This is a genomic window from Kutzneria sp. 744 (assembly GCF_000568255.1).
Taxonomy (GTDB): Bacteria; Actinomycetota; Actinomycetes; order Mycobacteriales; family Pseudonocardiaceae; genus Kutzneria.
The window spans coordinates 7,463,966-7,480,146 of the sequence record NZ_KK037166.1 but is presented as its reverse complement, the minus strand read 5'-3'; the positions used below and the strand labels follow the sequence as shown (position 1 = coordinate 7,480,146).

The 16,181-nt window shown below is 71.4% G+C and carries 15 protein-coding genes and 1 pseudogene; 5 read left to right on the top strand and 11 right to left on the bottom strand.

The annotated features are described in order from the left end of the window. Positions 1–158 precede the first annotated feature (158 nt). The 8 genes and pseudogenes from trmD to ffh all read right to left on the bottom strand — a co-directional run bounded on the left by trmD (position 159) and on the right by ffh (position 6,443). Complete coding sequence (gene trmD / locus KUTG_RS34460) at positions 159–923, bottom strand: tRNA (guanosine(37)-N1)-methyltransferase TrmD (RefSeq protein WP_043722823.1); 765 nt, start codon at positions 921–923, stop codon at positions 159–161. Next, positions 923–1,450: a ribosome maturation factor RimM gene (gene rimM, locus KUTG_RS34455; RefSeq protein ID WP_043722820.1), complete on the bottom strand. Its 528-nt coding sequence runs from the start codon at positions 1,448–1,450 to the stop codon at positions 923–925. Before rimM ends, trmD begins: the two co-directional genes overlap by 1 nt. After that, positions 1,447–1,686 carry an RNA-binding protein gene (locus tag KUTG_RS34450; protein WP_043722819.1) on the bottom strand — a complete coding sequence of 80 codons (240 nt, stop codon included), beginning with the start codon at positions 1,684–1,686 and terminating at the stop codon, positions 1,447–1,449. Before KUTG_RS34450 ends, rimM begins: the two co-directional genes overlap by 4 nt. After that, entirely contained in the window at positions 1,683–2,135 is a 453-nt protein-coding gene (rpsP, locus tag KUTG_RS34445; RefSeq protein WP_043722816.1) for a 30S ribosomal protein S16, read from the bottom strand. Before rpsP ends, KUTG_RS34450 begins: the two co-directional genes overlap by 4 nt. Positions 2,136–2,356: 221 nt before the next feature. Next, positions 2,357–3,085, bottom strand: a complete 729-nt coding sequence (locus KUTG_RS34440) for a CPBP family intramembrane glutamic endopeptidase (RefSeq protein ID WP_043722813.1) — start codon at positions 3,083–3,085, stop codon at positions 2,357–2,359. A 45-nt stretch (positions 3,086–3,130) separates the two neighbouring features. Beyond that, on the bottom strand, positions 3,131–3,808 hold the full coding sequence (locus KUTG_RS34435; protein WP_043731603.1) for a CPBP family intramembrane glutamic endopeptidase: 678 nt from the start codon (positions 3,806–3,808) through the stop codon (positions 3,131–3,133). A 16-nt stretch (positions 3,809–3,824) separates the two neighbouring features. Further along, positions 3,825–4,898 (bottom strand): amidohydrolase family protein, encoded by a 1,074-nt coding sequence (locus KUTG_RS34430; RefSeq protein WP_043722811.1) that lies wholly within the window; start codon positions 4,896–4,898, stop codon positions 3,825–3,827. Next, positions 4,895–6,443, bottom strand: a pseudogene (ffh, locus tag KUTG_RS34425) (signal recognition particle protein). Before ffh ends, KUTG_RS34430 begins: the two are co-directional and overlap by 4 nt. 70 nt (positions 6,444–6,513) lie before the next feature. On the opposite strand from ffh, the gene KUTG_RS34420 reads away from it, so the two are divergent. The 5 genes from KUTG_RS34420 to KUTG_RS34400 all read left to right on the top strand — a co-directional run bounded on the left by KUTG_RS34420 (position 6,514) and on the right by KUTG_RS34400 (position 11,756). Next, positions 6,514–7,575 (top strand): zinc-binding dehydrogenase, encoded by a 1,062-nt coding sequence (locus tag KUTG_RS34420; RefSeq protein WP_043722809.1) that lies wholly within the window; start codon positions 6,514–6,516, stop codon positions 7,573–7,575. Positions 7,576–7,586: 11 nt separating this feature from the next. Further along, positions 7,587–8,234 carry a Crp/Fnr family transcriptional regulator gene (locus KUTG_RS34415; protein ID WP_052395728.1) on the top strand — a complete coding sequence of 216 codons (648 nt, stop codon included), beginning with the start codon at positions 7,587–7,589 and terminating at the stop codon, positions 8,232–8,234. 87 nt (positions 8,235–8,321) lie between these two features. Beyond that, the gene (locus KUTG_RS34410; protein ID WP_043731598.1) at positions 8,322–9,092 is read left to right on the top strand and encodes a hypothetical protein; all 771 of its coding nucleotides are present in this window, start codon (positions 8,322–8,324) and stop codon (positions 9,090–9,092) included. Next, positions 9,089–10,984, top strand: a complete 1,896-nt coding sequence (locus KUTG_RS34405) for a hypothetical protein (RefSeq protein ID WP_043722807.1) — start codon at positions 9,089–9,091, stop codon at positions 10,982–10,984. The genes KUTG_RS34410 and KUTG_RS34405 overlap by 4 nt, the downstream gene beginning before the upstream one ends. 4 nt (positions 10,985–10,988) lie before the next feature. Beyond that, positions 10,989–11,756, top strand: a complete 768-nt coding sequence (locus KUTG_RS34400) for a hypothetical protein (protein WP_043722805.1) — start codon at positions 10,989–10,991, stop codon at positions 11,754–11,756. A 77-nt stretch (positions 11,757–11,833) separates the two neighbouring features. Here KUTG_RS34400 and KUTG_RS34395 read toward each other — a convergent pair whose 3' ends face one another. The 3 genes from KUTG_RS34395 to KUTG_RS34385 are packed head-to-tail and all read right to left on the bottom strand — an operon-like array spanning position 11,834 to position 15,862. After that, positions 11,834–14,188: a [protein-PII] uridylyltransferase gene (locus KUTG_RS34395; RefSeq protein ID WP_043722803.1), complete on the bottom strand. Its 2,355-nt coding sequence runs from the start codon at positions 14,186–14,188 to the stop codon at positions 11,834–11,836. A gap of 10 nt (positions 14,189–14,198) precedes the next feature. Next, complete coding sequence (locus KUTG_RS34390; RefSeq protein WP_043722801.1) at positions 14,199–14,537, bottom strand: P-II family nitrogen regulator; 339 nt, start codon at positions 14,535–14,537, stop codon at positions 14,199–14,201. Then, positions 14,534–15,862, bottom strand: coding sequence for an ammonium transporter (locus KUTG_RS34385; protein WP_198047397.1), 1,329 nt, complete (start codon positions 15,860–15,862; stop codon positions 14,534–14,536). The genes KUTG_RS34390 and KUTG_RS34385 overlap by 4 nt, the downstream gene beginning before the upstream one ends. Positions 15,863–16,181 lie beyond the last annotated feature (319 nt).

Sequence of the window (16,181 nt, the reverse complement as noted above, 5' to 3'; positions counted from 1 at the left end):
TACAACCCCCGCGAAACGCACGAACGAACTCCACTGCCGGAATCCGGGTGCTGGTCCTGCCTGGGGGTCTGGCCCAACTGGCGCACGCCGGCCTAGGCGGCCGGGTGCAGCAACCTGTCCAGTGTGCCAGACGCGGTCGGCAGGCCCAAATCGGGGGGTTAGGGGTGGTCCGGGTCGCGCAGGCGGTCCAGCAGCGCCCGGTCGTGCTTGTCGAGCTGGTCGTCCGCCAGGCGGTCGAGCAGCTCGGGCCGGCGGTGGAAGGTGCGCTCCAGCGCCTGGTCCCGCCGCCAGCGGTCGATCAGCTTGTGGTTGCCCGAGCGCAGCACGCCCGGCACGGGAAGGTCGCGCCACACCTCGGGCCGCGTGTAGCTGGGGCCCTCCAGCAGGCCGTCGGAGAACGAGTCCTGCTCGGCGGAGGCCGGATTGCCCAGCACGCCGGGCAGCAGCCGGGCCACGGCCTCGACCATGACCAGCACCGCGACCTCGCCGCCGACCAGCACGTAGTCGCCGATGGAGACCTCGTCGACCCGCATCCGGCCGGCGGAGTCGTCCACGACCCGCTGGTCGATGCCCTCGTAGCGGCCGCAGGCGAAGGCCAGCCACGGCAGCGTGGCGTACTCGCGGGCCATTTCCTGGGTGAACGGCCGGCCCGCGGGCGTCGGCACGACCAGCCGGGGCAGCGTGCCGTCGGCGTCCGGCCGGCACACGGCGTCCAGCGCCTCGCCCCAGACCTGGGGCTTCATGACCATGCCGGGGCCGCCGCCGTAGGGGCTGTCGTCCACCGCCTTGTGCACGTCATGCGTGTAGTCACGCAGGTCGTGCACGTCGACGCTGATCAGCTTCTTGTCGATGGCCTTGCCGAGCAGCGCCGCCCGCAGCGGCTCGAGATACTCCGGGAAGATGGTGAGCACGTCGATGCGCATCACGCGTCCAGCAGTCCCTCGGGCGGGTCGACGACCACGCGGCCGGCCGCGACATCCACGGTCGGCACGATTTCTGTGACGAACGGCACCAGCACCTCGCTGCCGTCGTCCCTGCGCACGGCCAGCAGCTCGCTGGCCGCGGTGTGCAGGACCTCGGCGACCACGCCGATCCGATCGCCCCTCACGTCCACGACCTCAAGCCCTTCCAGCTCGTGGTCGTAGAACTCCTCGGGATCGTCGGACGGCGTCAGCTCGGCCGCGTCGACCAGCAGCAGCAGGCCGCGCAGCGCCTCGGCCGCGTCCCGTCCGGCGACGTCCTGGAACGTCACCAGCAGCCGTCCGGTGTGAGGCCGGACGGCTGCGATGGTGACTGTTCCGGATGCGCCGTCACGGGCCCGGGTGGCCAGCACGGCCCCCGGCGTGAAGCGCTCCTCGGGCGAGTCGGTGTGCACGTCGACGACGAGCTCGCCGCGAATGCCGTGCGGCTTGACGACTCGTCCGACAACACGAACGTCGGGACTGCTCAACGGTCGGTGTCCACCACGTCCACGCGCACGCCGCGACCGCCGATACCGGCCATCACGGTGCGCAGCGCGGTGGCGGTCCGGCCGCCCCGGCCGATCACCTTGCCGAGGTCGTCCGGGTGGACGTGCACCTCAAGGGTGCGACCGCGGCGGGTGGTCAGCAGGTTGACCCGAACATCGTCGGGGTGATCGACGATGCCCCGGACGAGGTGCTCGAGCGCGTCCGCGAGCAAACTCACGCCTCGCCGCCCTCAGACTTCTCCTCAGCGGCGGCCTCGTCCTTGGACTCGGCCTTCTTGGCGGACGCCTTCTTCTTCGGCGTGGTGGCCTCGGTCGTGGGCTCCTCGCCCGCGGCGGCCAGCGCGGCGTTGAACAGCTCGAGCTTGTCGGGCTTGGGCGCGCGGTGCTTCAGCGTGCCCTCGGCGCCCGGCAGGCCCTTGAACTTCTGCCAGTCGCCGGTGATCTCCAGGATGCGCTGCACCGGCTCGGTCGGCTGCGCGCCGACACCCAGCCAGTACTGCGCCCGCTCGGTGTCGACCTCGATGAAGCTGGGCTCCTGCAGCGGGTGGTACTTGCCGATCGTCTCGATCGCCTTGCCGCTACGGCGGGCGCGCGAGTCGGCGACAATGATCCGGTACTGGGGCTGGCGGATCTTGCCGAGCCGCTGCAGCTTGATCTTGACGGCCACGGGTGGTGGTACTCCTCAGGCTCTCGTTGCTCCGGGTCGAGCACGGCCGGCCGCGTGGGGACACGGAGGTCGAACTCAGGTTTCAGGACGCCACGGCACAGCGAGAGGGACCGGCAATGGCGGACAGCCGTCCATTCTGCCAGACGGGGACGGGCGGACACCAATCGGCCCCTGCCTGAACCCGTCGTTCGGGGTGCCCGAGAGCGTGACTCGCCGGGGTCTCACCTCCAGAGGCCCAGGGACATCAGCAAGATGCCCAGGGCCGGGACGAAGTTGTTGATCTGGTGGGCGACGATGCTGGCGGGGAGGCGGCCGGTGACCAGGCGGGCCCAGCCGATGGGGATGGCGATGACCAGCAGCAGCGAGGTGCGCAGCGGTTCGAGGTGGCTGACGGCGAAGATCGCGGTGCTGAGGGTGAACGCGGCCCAGCGGCTCCAGCGCAGCCGCTCGATGGCCCCCCACAGCAGGCCGCGGTAGATCATCTCCTCGCAGGCCGGGCCGACCAGCCAGGTGTAGACGAACATCACGATGCCCAGCGCGACGGGCATGGGCTGGGCGTCGACGACCGAGGCCAGCGCCGAGGACGGGTCGAGCTTGCCGACGGTCCTGGCCCAGATGACGCCGGCGACGGCGGTCAGCACCAGACCGGCCAGGCCGAGCTTGAGCCCGGCTCGCACGTCCGGCCAGCTCCACCGCAGCCGCAGGTCGATCACGGGCCCGTTGCCGCGCAGCAGGGTGGCCAGCACGGCCACGCCCGCGGCGAGCATGGTCGGCAGGGCCGTGACGACGACGATGACGATCGGCGGGATGGGCTCGTCCACGCCGACCGGGCCGGCGGCCGCGGACAGGAACACCGCGGACAGGATGAGCACCAGCTCGGCGAGCACGAACGCGCCGAAGCCCCATCTGTGGGCCGGCGGCGAGTCGACCTGTGTTGTCGGTGGCGTCACCGGGCCTCCTCGGTACGACGGCTGACGAGCGTAGTCAACGTGGCGTCAGATCCCCGCGAGCGTGAAGATCCCTGGCAGCAAGTTGTTGGTGGCGTGGGCGATCATGCTCGCGCCGACCCGCCCGGTGACCATGCGGGCGGCCCCGATGGCCACGCCCTGCGCGAACAGCGACGCCAGGCGGCTCGGGTCGAGGTGCAGGAAGGCGAAGACCAGGGCGGTGAGCAGCAGCACGGTCAGCCGCGGCACCCCGTAGTGGGCCAGCGCGCCCCACAGCGCCCCGCGCACCAGCAGCTCCTCGGTGATCGGGGCGCCGATCACCAGGAATGCCACGAAGCCGATGAGCCACCCGTCGACGTGCGAGGTCACGGGCGAGGCCGCGGGCGGGATGATCCGCGAGACCGCCATCGAGATCACCAGGCCGACGATGACGGAGATGACGCCGCAGCTCAGCCCGACCGAGAAGTCACGGCGGTTGGGCAGGAAGCCGAAGTCGGCGACCACGCCCCGGCCGCGGCGCCGCGAGAACCACCACGGCACCAGGCCCAGGAACAGGTTGGCGACGAACGGCACCAGCAGTCGAACGCCGGAGCGGGGCCCGTCGGGGGCCGGCAGGAAGCCGACGATCAGCAGCGAGACCACGTAGTACAGGCCGAAGCCGAGCAGGAACGCGGGCAGCCCCCAGGCCTGGCCGGCCGGCGGATCCTGTTGTCGCTGCTCGTCCACCGGCACTCCCCAGTCGCTAGCGAACCACCCGTCCACGCAGCATGATCATGGACGGATCACGCAGCACCTGGAGATCATCTCGTGGGTCGTCGGCGAATACCAGCAGGTCAGCGGGTGATCCCTCGGTCAGTCCCGGCCAACCCAGCCAGGACCGGGCCGCCCACGAGGCCGAGGCCAGCGCCTGCTCGCGGCTCATGCCGGCCTCGTGCAGGGCAATCACCTCGTCGACCAGCCGGCCGTGCTTGACGCCGCCGCCCGCGTCGGTGCCCGCGTAGACCGGCACGCCGGCCTCCACCGCGCTGCTCACGGTGTGTCGCACACGGGCGTGCAGTTCACGCATGTGGGCGGCGTAGACCGGGAACTTGTCGGCACCGTCCGCAATGGACGGGAACAGCTCGATGTTGATCAGGGTCGGCACCAGCGCCGTGCCGCGGCGGGCCATCTCGGCGATGGTGTCGTCGGTCAGGCCCGTGCCGTGCTCGATGCAGTCGATGCCGGCGTTGATCAGGCCCGGCAGCGCGTCCTCGCCGAACGTGTGCGCGGTGACCTTGGCCCCGGCCGCGTGCGCGACGTCGATCGCTTCCTTGAGCACCTCGTCCGGCCACAGCGGGGCCAGGTCGCCAAGGTCGCGGTCGATCCAGTCGCCGACCAGCTTCACCCAGCCGTCGCCGTACGCCACCTGCTCGGCCACCGCGGCCGGCAGCAGCGACGGGTCCTCCAGCTCGACGCCGAGGTGCTTGATGTAGCGCCTCGGCCGGGACAGGTGCCGGCCGGCCCGCACGATCCGGGGCAGGTCGAGCCGCTCCTGCAGCGGGCGGGTGTCGATCGGCACGCCGCAGTCGCGGATCAGCAGCGTGCCGTTGTCCCGGTCGAGCTCGGCCTGCGTGGCCGCCTCGTCCAGGGTGGTGGCGCCCTCCGGGCCGAGGCCGACGTGGCAGTGCGCGTCGACCATGCCGGGCAGCAGGAAACCACCGTCCACGATGGTCTCCGCGCCCGGCACCGGCTTGGTGCGCACCCGCCCGTTGACGACCCAGAAATCACGTTCCTCGCCGTCCGGGAGGACGACGCCGCGCAGGTGAAAGCCGGTCATTGGTCCTTGCCGAACTTGAACTTCTTCGGATCGAAGCCGGGCGGCAGCTGGTCCAGGCCGGCCAGCCCGGGCGGCAGCTCCTGGGCCCGGCGGCATGCCGGACAGGTCGGGCATACCCGCGGGCAGACCGCCCGGCAGGCCGGGGAAGCCGCCGCGCATCTTGGGCGGGGTCGGCCCGCGGCCGCCCTTGCCCTTCTTGCCCTTCTTGCCCTTGCGGCTGCTGCCGCCACCGCCGCCGAAGCCCATCCGGCCGGCCATCTGCTTCATCATCTTGCGGGCCTCGAAGAAGCGGGTGACCAGGTCGTTGACCTCGCTCACGGACACGCCGGAGCCCTTGGAGATGCGCAGGCGGCGGGAGCCGTTGATCATCTTCGGGTCGGCCCGCTCGGCCGGCGTCATGCCGCGGATGATGGCCTGCAGCCGGTCCAGCTTGCGCTCGTCGAAGTTGGCCAGCTGGTCCTTCATCTGGCCGGCGCCGGGCAGCATGCCCAGCAGGTTGGCGATCGGGCCCATCTTGCGGACCGCCAGCATCTGCTCCAGGAAGTCCTCCAGCGTCAGCTCGCCGGTGCCCAGCTTGGCCGCGGTGGCCTGCGCCTTCTCCTGGTCGAAGTGCTGCTCGGCCTGCTCGATGAGGGTGAGCAGGTCGCCCATGCCCAGGATCCGGCTGGCCATCCGGTCCGGGTGGAAGACGTCGAAGTCGTCGAGCTTCTCGCCGTTGGAGGCGAACAGGATGGGCTGGCCGGTGACCTCGCGCACGGACAGCGCGGCGCCGCCTCGGGCGTCGCCGTCGAGCTTGGTCAGCACGACGCCGGTGAAGCCGACGCCGTCGCGGAACGCCTCGGCGGTGGTCACCGCGTCCTGGCCGATCATCGCGTCGACCACGAACAGCACCTCGTCGGGCTGCACGGCGTCCTTGATGTCGGCGGCCTGCCGCATCAGCTCCTCGTCGATGCCGAGGCGGCCGGCGGTGTCGACGACGACCACGTCGTGCTGGGCCCGCCTGGCCTCGTCGAGGCCGGCCTTGGCCACCTTCACCGGGTTGCCGACGCCGTTGCCCGGCTCGGGCGCGAACACCGGCACGCCGGCGCGCTCGCCGACGACCTGGAGCTGGGTGACGGCGTTGGGGCGCTGGAGGTCGCAGGCGACCAGCATCGGGGTGTGGCCCTGCTTGCGCAGCCACGCCGCCAGCTTGCCGGCCAGGGTCGTCTTGCCGGCGCCCTGGAGGCCGGCGAGCATGATCACCGTGGGCGGCGTCTTGGCCAGGTTGAGCCGTCGCGTCTCGCCGCCGAGGATGCCGATGAGCTCCTCGTTGACGATCTTGACGACCTGCTGGGCCGGGTTCAGCGCGCCGGAGACCTCCGCGCCCTTGGCCCGCTCCTTGATGCCGGCGATGAACGCGCGCACCACCGGCAGCGCGACGTCCGCCTCCAGCAGGGCGATCCGGATCTCCCGGCAGGTGGCGTCGATGTCCGCGTCGGACAGGCGACCCTTGCCACGCAGGTTCGCCAATACCGACGAGAGCCGGTCAGAAAGGGTGTCGAACACAGTCCGCACGACCTCGTTACTAGACGGTGGTGTTGCGTCGAGGGTAGCCGGAGCGGTACCCACGAGTCTCATGAGCGCCACGATGCCGGCCGGACGGCTCAACCTCCGCACCCTCGAGTTCGCCGTCGAGGAGGTTGCGGTGCCCACGCCCGGCCGCGGCGAGGTGCTGGTGAAGGTCGAGGCCGCGGGCGTCTGCCTGTCCGACATCCACTTGATCGACGGCACGCTGCGGCTGCCCGGCAACGAGCTGGAGAAGGTCACCCTCGGGCACGAGGTGGCCGGCTCCATCGCCGAACTGGGCGAAGGGGTGCCGGACGTGTACCGGGAGGGGCAGCGGGTGCTGCTGCTGGCCGGCATGGCCTGCGGGCGGTGCGCCAACTGCGTGCGGCGGCGGCCCGGCTGCCTCAACGGGCTGACCCGTGGCGTCCAGTTCGACGGCGGTTGGGCGCACTACACGCTGGCCCGGGTCGAGACCCTGTACGCGATCCCCGACAACCTGCCCATCGAGCAGGCCGCGATCATCCCCGACGCCGTCTCCACCCCGTACGCCGCCATCACGCACACCGCCGGCCTGCGCCCCGCCCAGTCCGCCGGCATCTGGGGCGTCGGTGGCCTCGGCGCCCACGGCGTGCAGCTGCTGCGCTTCGCCGGCGCCGCCCCCATCGTCGCCGTCGACCCCCTGCCGCACGCTCGTGACCGCGCCCTCAAGCTCGGCGCCGACGTCGCCCTCGACCCCATGGCCCCCGACTTCCGTGAGCGGGTCCTCGCCGCCACCGACGGCCTCGGGCTCGACTACGCCTTCGACTTCGCCGGCGTGCCCGCCGTGCGCACCCAGGCCGACAGCGTCCTGGCCCGCAACGGCGCCCTGGTCCTCGTCGGCCTGTCCGGGCAGGCCCTGAGCATCGCCAACGACACCGCCTTCAGCTCCGCCCGCCACCGCCTGCTCGGCCACTACGGCGGCCTTCCCGTGCACCTTGAGGATCTCATCAAGCTCGCCGGCCACGGCCGCCTGGACTTCTCCAGCTCGATCAGCGGCACCTTCCGTTTCGAGGACGCCGCCGAGGCCGTGCGCCAGCTGGCCGAGAAGGTCAACGACCCCATCCGCCTGGTGTTGACGCCGAACGGGGTGTAGAGACACAGGACGTGCCGGTCGGGGGATTCAGGACGCTGTTGTCGGACGAGCAGTGGTCGGCGTTGCTGGATGCCGGCATCCCCCGCGGCTACTGCCCGGGCGACGAGTTGGTGCGCCAGGGCGATCCCGGTGGCTTCGTGCTCGTGCTGCGGACCGGACGCGTGCAGGTGCTTCGCACCGAGGCCGACGGCAGCCGGCTGCTGCTGGAGGTGCGTGCGGCCGGCGACCTGATCGGCGAGATGGCCGCGCGCGGCTCCGGCGTGCGCAATGCGACCGTGGTCGCGGTCGACCAGTGCCACGCGCAGCGGGTGCCGGTCGCGGCGTTCGACCGGCTGTCGGCGGCGGCGCTGCTGCCGGACTACATCGTCAGCAAGATCAACCAACACCTGCCGGTACGGGTGCAGCTGGCCCACTTCACGCCGCCGCAGAAGGTGGCCCGCCTGTTGGCCGAACTGATCGCCCTGGCCGGCCCGGAGCTGGCCGACCCGCGGCTGATCCCGTTGTCGCAGCAGGAGATCGCCGACGCGCTCGGCCTGTCCCGCAGCTCCGTCGCCGCGGTGGTCGCCGACCTGCGGCGGGACGCGGTGCTCGGTCCAGGGCCTCGGCTGACCGTGCTCGACCGCGACGGGCTGCTCAACCGCACCTCAACTGTGACCTGAGTCACTTTCCAGGTGTCCACGCGTGGACACCGGCCTCCGGCCGTCCGGCGAAGAGTCGACGGCAACGGATTCGAGGAGGCCGACACCATGCCCGCCCAGCACAGCACTCCCCTGCCGCCCTACCGCGCGATGCTCGCCGTCGACCTGAAGGACTTCAGCGGCGTCGAGGCCGTCGACCAGGGACGGATCGGCGCCGACATCCCGGTCCTGCTGCGCGACACGTTCCAGCGCATGGGACACGGCTACCTGCACAGCGAAGCGAAGTTCTTCGACCACACCGGCGACGGCTGCGCGATGGGCTTTCGCACCCGCGTGCTGCCCACCCTGCTGGACCTGTTCCCCGCCACGCTCCAGGCGGAACTGGTCGACCGCGCGCGGCGCAACGGCACCCGCCCGCAACGGATGCGGGTCAGCGTCAGCGTCGGCCCGCTGACCGACAAGGAGGGCCCCTCGATCCGTGACGGCCAGGGGGCGGCACGGATCGAGACCCACCGCCTGCTCGACTCGCAGCCGGTGCGGGACCTGCTCACCCGGTCCAATCCCGAGGTGACGCTGGTGGCCGCGATCATCTCCGCCCGGGTCTACGAGGACGTGGTCGTCGGCGGCTACAGCAGCCTGCGGGCCGAGAGCTTCGTGGCCGCCCCGGTGGAGGTGAAGTCGTACGAGGGCACGGCGTACCTGCACGTGCCGGTGCCGTCCGGCGAGCTGCTGGCCACCGGCTTCACGCCCCAGCGGCCGGCCGCCGTCGAGGAGGTCGCCGAGAAGCCGGCATCGGTGCGGATCGGCAACGTGGACAACAACAGCGGTGTCGTCGTCGGCACGAACAGCGGGGGCTTCACGTTCGGCGGCCCGCGATGACCGAGACGGTGGAGATCGGTGACGTCGACCGGAACCAGGGTGTGGTCATCGGCAGCAACACCCTGTCCGTGGAGACGATGTACCTGCTCCAGATCGCCGGCCAGCAGACCGGCAAGCGGGTGCGAGCCCGCCAGTGGTTCTCCCCTCAGCACCTGACCGAGTTGGCCCGTTGTTTCGTGGAGCCGACGGGTTTCGCCCACGCGCAGGCCGTGCTGGCGGACAAGCAGTCGGTGCTGCTGGCCGGTCCGGCCGGGGCCGGTCGGGCCACCGCGGCGGCGATGCTGCTGCTGCGGGTGGGCGGCACGAGCAAGATCCGCCAGGTCGACGTCGACCTGAGCGGCGAGGACCAGTCGGTGCTCGACGCCGACCAGGTGCGCGAAGGAGAGTCGCTGCTGCTCGATCTGTCCACTGTGGACCTTCCGGTCTTTCTCCGTGTGGCGGCGGAGTTGGGTCTGCTGATGAGCCGGGTCACGGAGGTCGGCAGCCTGCTCGCGGTGGTGCTGCCGGACTACGAGCGGCAGGTGCCCGACGCCGTCGTGCGGGGGCTGCGGGTGGAGCTGTCCCTGACACCAGAACTGGCCAAGCGTGTCTTCGAGCATCATCTGCAAGCACGTGGCGCGACCGTCGGGGCGGCGAATCCCGCCTTGGCGGCGATGTTCGCCACCCCACGGGCCGGTGAACTGGCCGAGCTGGCCGACCTCATCGTCCGGTCGGAGGACCTGCCGTGGCCGGAGGCTCTGTCGACGGCGCTGGACGAGCTGTCCGACCGGTTCACGGAGCTGACGGAGCTGTTCGCCAAGCACCCGGACGCCGTGTGGCGCAGCCTGCTCGTGTCGGTGGCGCTGCTGGACGGCGGCCCGGGAGACGCGGTGTTCGCGGCGGACCAGGCTTTGTTGCGGTTGCTGGACTTCCCGGAGTCCGAGGAGCATCCGCTCGCCCGCGCCGGGCTGACCGCACGGCTGGCCGACGTCGGCGGCGAGATGGTCGACGGCCGGGTCCGGTTCACCCGCCCCCGCTACGGCGACGCCGTGCTGACCTACGTGTGGCGCAACTTCCCCGGCCTGCGGCCGAAGCTGGCCGAATGGGTGCAACGGGTGCCCCGGCTGGCGAGGACCGGCCTGTCCGACGGTGACCGCGCGGCCGTGGCGGAGCGGTTCGCCGACCTGTCGCTGCGGCACACCGGCGTGACGGATGTGCTGGCCGCGGTGCGCGACTGGGCCACCGGCGACACGCGGACCACGGCGCTGGCAGTGCAGGTGCTGGGCGCCGCCGTGCTGGATTCCCGCCACGGCTGGCAGGCCCGCGGCCGGATCTACCAGTGGGCGCGGGATCCCGGGTTGCCGCCGCGGCTGGCCGGTGTGCTGGTCACCGTGTGCGAAAACGTTCTGTGGCCGGCATATCCGGGGGTGGCGATGACCCGGCTGCACCACCTGACGGCCCACCGGGACGACACCGTCGGCGAGGCGGCCATCGAGGCGGTGATGCGGCTGGCCGGCGAACCACAGACGCGGGTGTTGGTGCTCCAGGAAGTCGCAATGCGGCTCAACGACCGCGATGGCGGCCGTGACGTCGAGTTGTTGGGGCGCCTCGTCGACCCCGATCGGCTGCCCCCGGACCGGGAGACCGTGCTGATCGCCTGGCACGGTGCGATGAGCCGGCCCGAAGCGGTTTCGTTGCTGCGGACCTGGCTGTCCACCGGGACGGAGGAAGTGCTGGACCTGCTGGTCGACGCGTGTGACGGCGGGGTCGCGCGGCTGGCCCGGCTGCGGGCGGTCGCGGCGGCGTGGGTCGCGGAGGACCACGCCGGCCGGCGGCGGGTCGGTCTGCTGCTGGACGTGAGGATCGACTCGGCGATGGGCCGGGCGCGCACCGCGTCCGGACGGGAGGAATGACGTCATGTTCAAGGAACTGTTCGGGAACGCCCAGTCCCACATCATCCCGCTGGTGCGGGAGATTCGCGTGGACCGGCTGCCGATCCACAGCGCCAGCCCGGGCTACGACTTTCGCCTGTCCTGCCTCGTGTACTACCAACAGACCCGGCCCGGCGCGGAGCCGCATCCGGCCACGCACGAGGTCGCCCGGCACGCCGTCGCGCAGCAGGCGGCGGGGGTGGCGGCCGGCGTTCAGCTGCCCGACTACATGGCCCTCCAGACCCAGCTCGCCGCCATGCTCGGCACGGCCCGCCTGGAGTTGAACGGCCTGCTCCGGGTGTGGGCGGTCGAGGTGGTCGCGCTGCCGGACGAGGCCGATCTCAAGGCCGTGCAACGGCAGCGGGAGCTCGAACGGGACCTTCTCGTGTGGCAGCACCAGAAGGAGATGGAACGGCGTGAGCGCGACTTCGTCGCCGAGATGCTGCGCGAGCCGGAGCGGGCCGTGGCGTGGTGGTTGTCGCGCAATCCACAGCACGTCGCGCAGGCGCTCGACATGGTCGAGCCGCTCCGGCAGCTCAGCTCGACCATCCACGGCCGGCCGGCGACTGCACCGGCCGCCACGTCGCCCGAGGACCGGCTGCTGGCCGCGAGCGAGCAGCTGTTCGGACCGCTCGACGAGTGGAACCGGGCCCTGCTCGGCGACCAGCTCGCCAAGACGCTCGACACCTTCGGGCACGCCGAACTGGCGGCCCGGCTCCGCGACCGTCTCGACGCGCCGGGACTGGTGGTCTGACCGTTGTGAAAGGACCATTCCTCACGGTGAACGAGAGGAATGGTCCTTTACGAACGTCCTGGGGTTGACAGGCCGGGTCAGCCTCGGGCGGCGGCCAGGACGGCGCGTTCGATCTCGCGGCGGCGGGCGGGTTGAAGGCGGTCGCCGTCCTGGGGGACGAGGCAGAAGGAGTCGACGACGGTGCCGCCGAGGGTGGCGACCTTGGCCCAGCGGATGTCGAGCTTGGCGGCTTCGAGGGTGGCGGCGAGGCGGTGGAGCAGGCCGATCCGGTCGGCGGCGCGGAGCTCCATGACGATGGCGGAGGAGGCCTCGTCGTCGAACCAGAGGACGCGAGGGGGTGGGGGGTCGGTGGGAGGACCGCCGTAGTCGCGTTCCTTGGCGGCGAGGCGGTCGGCCAGGGGGAGCTCGCCGGCGATGGCGCGGGTGAGCTGCTCGCGGATGAGGCCGGGGTCGGGCAGGGAGCCGAAGCGCGGGGAGACGGAGAAGACGTCGACGGCGACGTCGGAGTGGGAGCGCAGGGCGGCGGAGTGGACTTCCAGGGAGTTCAGAGCCAGGACGCCGGCGGCGCGGGAGAGCAGGCCGGGGCGATCCGGGGCGACGACGGTGACGGTGGCGGACTGACCGTCGGCGGTGATGAGCACGTCGGGCTTGCCGGACAGGGAGACGTTCTGCGCCAAGGACTGTTGGGAGGCGTCGAGGGGCTCGGGCCGGGGCGAGGGCTCGCCGGCCATGGCGGAGCGGCAGCGCCGGACGAGGTCGGCGATGAGCCCGGACTTCCAGTCGGTCCACACGCCGGGGCCGGTGGCGAGGGAGTCGGCCTCGGCCAGGGCGTGCAGGATCTCCAACAGGGCCGGGTCGCCGCCGAGCGTCTCGACGACGCGGGCGACGGTGGCGTCGTCCTCGACGTCACGGCGGGTTGCGGTGTGCGGCAACAACAAGTGGTGCCGGACGGCGGAGGACAGCAGCTGGACGTCGTTGGGCCACAGGCCGAGTCGCTCGCCGATCTGGGTGGCCAGTGCGGCCCCGACCTCGGAGTGGTCGGCGTCGCGGCCCTTGCCGATGTCGTGCAGCAGTGCGGCCAGCAGCAACAGGTCGGGCCGGGAGACGGTGGTGGCCAGGCGGGCGGCCTGGGCGGTGGCCTGCACGAGGTGCCGGTCGACGGTCCAGGTGTGCGCGAGGTCCCGCGGCGGCAGGTCCCGAACGGCGCCCCACTCCGGGAAAAGCCGGCCCCACAGGCCGGTCCGGTCGTACGCCTCGACGACGTCGATCAAGCCGGGACCGGTGCCCAGCAGGCCGAGCAGCTCCTCCCGGGCCTCCCGCGGCCACGGCTTGCGAAGCTCGGGGGAGGAATCGGCGAGCCGGGTCAAGGTGCCGGGCGCGATGGGGGTGTTGGCCCGGGCGGCCGCACCGGCAACACGGAGCAGCAGCCCAGGGTCACGGCTGGGGATGGCGTCGCGGGCCAGGGCAACTTCGTTGCCGTGCAGGACAACGCCGTCGTCCAACGGCCGCCGGGACGGGCCACGCCGCAGCGCGGAACGGCCGAAAGCGCCGATTCCCTTGCGGGGGGCGGCAGCCCGGGCCGATCGGAGGGCGACATCCACGGAGTAGACAACAGTCCGCCCGGCCGACGACAAGGCCCGGGCGAGGCCGAAACGGTCTCCCATGGACAGCGCGGCGGCGACCTCGTCGCCCTCCTGCGCATGGAGCACGTCACGGGGTTTTCCACTGGCACGCCGCAGTTCCGTACGCACATCGAGCAGCAGTTCCCGTGCCTGCTCGACATCCGTGCCGGGGCGGTCGATGACCTGGGCCACGGCCAGGGCATCCACGAGCTGAACGTCGCGCAGCCCGCCGCGGCCGTGCTTGAGATCCGGCTCGACCCGGTGAGCCACCTCGCCCGACGTCGCCCAGCGCCGCTTGGCCTGGTCGGTGAGCTCGTCGAGGCGATCGCGGATGCCGGCCCGCCACTGCTGCCGGGCGGAGCTGATCAGCCGATCGGCCACTTCCTGGTCGCCGGCCAGGAATCGGGCCTCCAGCAGGCCCAGCGCCACCCGCAGGTCGCTGCCGGCGACGCGCAGCGCCTCGCCGACGGTCCGCACCGAGTGGTCGAGGCCGATGCCGGAGTTCCACAGCGGGTACCACAGCTTCTCGGCGACGGTGTCGATGTCCTTGCGTCCATTGTGGACGAGGACGAGGTCGAGGTCCGAGCCGGGCACGAAGTCCCTGCGCCCCAACGCCCCGACCGCCACCAGCGCGGCCCCGCTGCCCACGCCGGCGGCGCCGGCGTGGGCAGTGAGCCAGAATTCGTGCAGGTCGACCAGCGCCTCACGCAAGGCGTCGGCCGGTAGCCGGCGATGACCGGGTGCGGGCTTGAGCAGGAGATCCCGTGCCCGCACCAGGTCATCGGCCGTGACAGCCCCCAGATCCGTCATGCCAGACCTTTCACAGCGCGTCGTTGCCGCGTTCCCCGGTCCGCACCCTGACCACGGTCTCCACCGGCACGACCCAGACCTTGCCGTCGCCGATCTTGCCGGTGCGGGCCGCCTCGACCACGGCGTCCACCACCTTGTCCGCGGTCAGGTCGTCGATGAGCACCTCGACGCGCAGCTTGGGCACGAAGTCCACGGCGTACTCGGCGCCGCGGTAGACCTCGGTGTGCCCCTTCTGCCGGCCGAAGCCCTGCACCTCGCTGACCGTCATGCCCAGCACGCCCAGCCGTTCCAGCGACGCCTTGACGTCGTCCAGCACGAACGGCTTGATGATCGCCGTCACCAGCTTCATGACTTGCTTCCCTCCAGGACCGTGCCGACACCCAGGGCCTTGCCCGCGCTCCGGCCGCCGCCGGAGATGCCGCCGAACTCGTAGGCGGTCTCGGCGTGCTCGCTCTCGTCGATGCCGGTGACCTCGGCCTCGGCCTCGACGCGGAACCCGATCGTCTTCTTGATGACCCAGCCGATGGCGAAGGTGATCACGAAAGAGTAGGCCAGCACCGAGAACGCGCCGATGGCCTGCCTGCCCAACTGGGTGAACCCGCCGCCGTAGAACAGGCCGTCGGCCCCGGCCGAGTTGACGCTGGTGGTGCCGAAGAAGCCGATGAGCAGGGTGCCGATGATGCCGCCGACCAGGTGCACGCCGACCACGTCGAGGGAGTCGTCGAAGCCGAGGCGGAACTTGAGGCCCACGGCCAGGGCGCAGACCACGCCGGCGATGAGGCCGATGGCCGCCGCGCCCAGTGGGTTGACGAAGGCACAGGCTGGTGTGATGGCCACCAGTCCGGCCACCGCGCCGGAAGCAGCGCCCAGTGTTGTGGGTTTGCCGTCACGGACCTGCTCGGTGATCAGCCAGCCGAGGACGGCGGCGGCCGTGGCGACGGTGGTCGTGGTGAAGGCGACGGCGGCGAGGTCGCTGGCCCCCAACGCGGAGCCGGCGTTGAAGCCGTACCAGCCGAACCACAGCAGACTGGCGCCCAGCAGCACGAACGGCACGTTGTGAGGACGCATCGGCTCCTTCGGCCAGCCCTTGCGGCGGCCGAGAAGCAGCGCCAGCGCCAGGCCCGCGGCGCCGGCATTGATATGGACCGCGGTGCCGCCGGCGAAGTCGAGCGCCTTGACCTTGTTGGCCAGCCAGCCGCCGAGCACCGAGCCGTCGGCCGAGTCGAAGGCGAACACCCAGTGCGCCACCGGGAAGTACACGATGGTGACCCAGACGCCCAGGAAGATCACCCAGGACCAGAACTTGGTCCGATCGGCGATCGCGCCGGAGATCAGGGCCGGGGTGATGACGGCGAACATCAGCTGGAACATGACGAAGGCCAGCACCGGGATCTGATGGTCCTTCGGCCCGGTCAGCTGGCCGACGGTGCCGGCGAGGCCCGCGTTGTCGAAGTTGCCGAACAGCCCCGAGAACGCGTCGTTGCCGAACGCCTCGCTGTAGCCGTACAGCATCCACAGCACGGTCACCACGGCGAGCGCGATGAAGTTCAGCATGAGCATGTTCAGCACGCTCTTGGAGCGGACCATGCCGCCGTAGAAGAAGGCGAGTCCCGGTGTCATCAGCATGACCAGCGCAGCGCTGGCCAACACCCAGGCGGTGTCTCCTGTGTTCACATCGTCCTCCCGTGCGGGCGCCAGTTGCACGGAAGCTTCGTCAGCGGCTGTTTCGCGGGCCTTCGTCTCATGTTTCGCGGGCGTGAACTGTCGGCGGTGCGGTGTTAACAGGGCATTTCCGCGGCCCTACCCGTCCGGTTTCGGTGACGTTCCGTCAGCGGTCGGACAGCTGTGCGTCGCCCGATCCAGTGGCGATCTCACGCGGTGACCGACTCGGTCGGCGCACCCCGTACCGCACGGTGGCGACGGGTGATCATGGTGACCAGGCCCAGCACCAGGACGTTGGCCACCAGCGCGACCACGCCCGTGTTCAGGTCCT